The organism is Gilliamella sp. X-46 (genome assembly GCF_057063525.1).
The window spans coordinates 2,251-5,600 of sequence record NZ_JBXSQH010000030.1; the positions used below are offsets into that span (position 1 = coordinate 2,251).

2 rRNA genes are annotated in these 3,350 nt (G+C 48.8%); both read left to right on the top strand.

The features are described from left to right. Positions 1-197: 197 nt before the first annotated feature. Positions 198-3,096: ribosomal RNA gene (locus ACYIAJ_RS11225) — 23S ribosomal RNA — on the top strand. Positions 3,097-3,225: 129 nt separating this feature from the next. After that, a 5S ribosomal RNA gene (rrf, locus tag ACYIAJ_RS11230) occupies positions 3,226-3,341 on the top strand. Positions 3,342-3,350 lie beyond the last annotated feature (9 nt).

A 3,350-nucleotide genomic window follows, 5' to 3' on the forward strand; every position in this document is an offset into this window, starting at 1 on the left:
TAAGTAAATAGAAAGATAAAGCTCTTTAACAATTAGGAACAAGCTGAAAGAAACGAGTTCTCGTTCTTATGCAAAGCTTTTATTGATGCGTGAAATTAAAAGTTAGCGATAATTTTTAGTTGAGACGAATTAGTAGAAGTGAGTAATTAAGGAAGAGAAAAAAGCGTAATTAAAACCAAGACAACTGTGAGTTGTAAGGTTAAGAAATTAAGCGTACACGGTGGATGCCTAGGCAATCAGAGGCGAAGAAGGACGTGTTAATCTGCGAAAAGCGACGGTGAGCTGATAAAAAGCGCTATAGCCGTCGATGTCCGAATGGGGAAACCCAGTGTAGGAGACTACACTATCATATAATGAATTCATAGTTATATGAGGCGAACCGGGAGAACTGAAACATCTAAGTACCCCGAGGAAAAGAAATCAACCGAGATTCCCTAAGTAGCGGCGAGCGAAAGGGGAGTAGCCCAAGCGGGTAGCATATAGTATTAGTGGAAGCGTCTGGAAAGTCGCACGATAGAGGGTGAAAGTCCCGTACACGAAGGTGCGATATGTGGAAGCTTATAGAGTAGGGCGGGACACGTGATATCCTGTCTGAAGAAGGGGGGACCATCCTCCAAGGCTAAATACTCCTGATTGACCGATAGTGAACCAGTACCGTGAGGGAAAGGCGAAAAGAACCCCGGGAGGGGAGTGAAATAGACCCTGAAACCGTGTACGTACAATCAGTGGGAGCTGCTGCCATTAGGTAGTAGTGACTGCGTACCTTTTGTATAATGGGTCAGCGACTTATATTCTGTAGCAAGGTTAACCGAATAGGGGAGCCGAAGGGAAACCGAGTATTAACTGTGCGTTAAGTTGCAGGGTATAGACCCGAAACCCGGTGATCTAGCCATGGGCAGGTTGAAGGTTGGTTAACACTAACTGGAGGACCGAACCGACTAATGTTGAAAAATTAGCGGATGACCTGTGGCTGGGGGTGAAAGGCCAATCAAACCGGGAGATAGCTGGTTCTCCCCGAAAGCTATTTAGGTAGCGCCTCATGAGTAACTGTTGGGGGTAGAGCACTGTTTCGGCTAGGGGGCCATCCCGGCTTACCAACCCGATGCAAACTCCGAATACTGACAAGTTTAATCATGGGAGACACACGGCGGGTGCTAACGTTCGTCGTGAAGAGGGAAACAACCCAGACCGCCAGCTAAGGTCCCAAAGTCATAGTTAAGTGGGAAACGAAGTGGGAAGGCTTAGACAGCTAGGATGTTGGCTTAGAAGCAGCCATCATTTAAAGAAAGCGTAATAGCTCACTAGTCGAGTCGGCCTGCGCGGAAGATGTAACGGGGCTAAAACTATGCACCGAAGCTGCGGCAGTGCACGTAAGTGTATTGGGTAGGGGAGCGTTCTGTAAGCCGTAGAAGGTGTGTTGTGAGGCATGCTGGAGGTATCAGAAGTGCGAATGCTGACATAAGTAACGATAAAGCGGGTGAAAAGCCCGCTCGCCGGAAGACCAAGGGTTCCTGTCCAACGTTAATCGGGGCAGGGTGAGTCGACCCCTAAGGAGAGGCCGAAGGGCGTATCTGATGGGAAACGGGTTAATATTCCCGTACTGGCTATAACTGCGATGGGGGGACGAAGAAGGCTAGGTTTACCATCTATTGGATGGTGGGTTAAGCATGTAGGCGTGTGATTAGGCAAATCCGGTCACTAAGACGCTGAGGTGTGATGACGAGCTGCTAAGGCAGTGAAGTAATTGATGCCCTGCTTCCAGGAAAATCCTCTAAGCTTCAGGTTATAGTTAATCGTACCCGAAACCGACACAGGTGGTCAGGTAGAGAATACTCAGGCGCTTGAGAGAACTCGGGTGAAGGAACTAGGCAAAATGGTGCCGTAACTTCGGGAGAAGGCACGCTGACGGTAATTGAAATCCCACGCGGATGTAGGTGAAGTCAGTCGAAGATACCAGCTGGCTGCAACTGTTTAATAAAAACACAGCACTGTGCAAACACGAAAGTGGACGTATACGGTGTGACGCCTGCCCGGTGCTGGAAGGTTAATTGATGGGGTTATGCGTAAGCAGAAGCTCTTGATCGAAGCCCCAGTAAACGGCGGCCGTAACTATAACGGTCCTAAGGTAGCGAAATTCCTTGTCGGGTAAGTTCCGACCTGCACGAATGGCGTAATGATGGCCAGGCTGTCTCCACCCGAGACTCAGTGAAATTGAAATTGCCGTGAAGATGCGGTGTACCCGTGGCAAGACGGAAAGACCCCGTGAACCTTTACTATAGCTTGACAGTGAACATTGAGCCTTAATGTGTAGGATAGGTGGGAGACAAAGAAGCATGCACGCTAGTGTGTGTGGAGTCGTCCTTGAAATACCACCCTTTAATGTTTGATGTTCTAACCTATACTTCTGAATCGAGGTAAGGGACACTGTCTGGTGGGTAGTTTGACTGGGGCGGTCTCCTCCCAAAGAGTAACGGAGGAGCACGAAGGTTAGCTAATCCTGGTCGGACATCAGGAGGTTAGTGCAATGGCAAAAGCTAGCTTGACTGCGAGAGTGACGGCTCGAGCAGGTACGAAAGTAGGTCATAGTGATCCGGTGGTTCTGAATGGAAGGGCCATCGCTCAACGGATAAAAGGTACTCCGGGGATAACAGGCTGATACCGCCCAAGAGTTCATATCGACGGCGGTGTTTGGCACCTCGATGTCGGCTCATCACATCCTGGGGCTGAAGTAGGTCCCAAGGGTACGGCTGTTCGCCGTTTAAAGTGGTACGCGAGCTGGGTTTAGAACGTCGTGAGACAGTTCGGTCCCTATCTGCCATGGGCGTAGGAAAATTGAGAGGGTTTGCTTCTAGTACGAGAGGACCGAAGTGAACGCACCGCTGGTGTTCGGGTTGTGATGCCAATTGCATTGCCCGGTAGCTACGTGCGGAATAGATAAGTGCTGAAAGCATCTAAGCACGAAACTAGCCTTGAGATGAGTTTTCCCTGAAGAGATTCAGTAAGGTCCGTTTGAGACTAAGACGTAGATAGGTCAGGTGTGTAAGTGTAGTGATACATTGAGCTAACTGATACTAATGAACCGAGAGTCTTAACCTTACAACTCGGAGTTGTTTTGGGTTACGCGATTGATAGAATAAAAGTTGAAATAACAGTTTGTTCCGGATTGAGCGATTGGTGCTGATATGAGATAATGGACACCAATTGAGAAAGAGAAGACAGGATATGTCTGGCGGTAATAGCGCGGTGGTCCCACCTGACCCCATGCCGAACTCAGAAGTGAAACGCCGTAGTGCCGATGGTAGTGTGGGTATTACCCATGTGAGAGTAGGGTGCCGCCAGACTTTTAAATT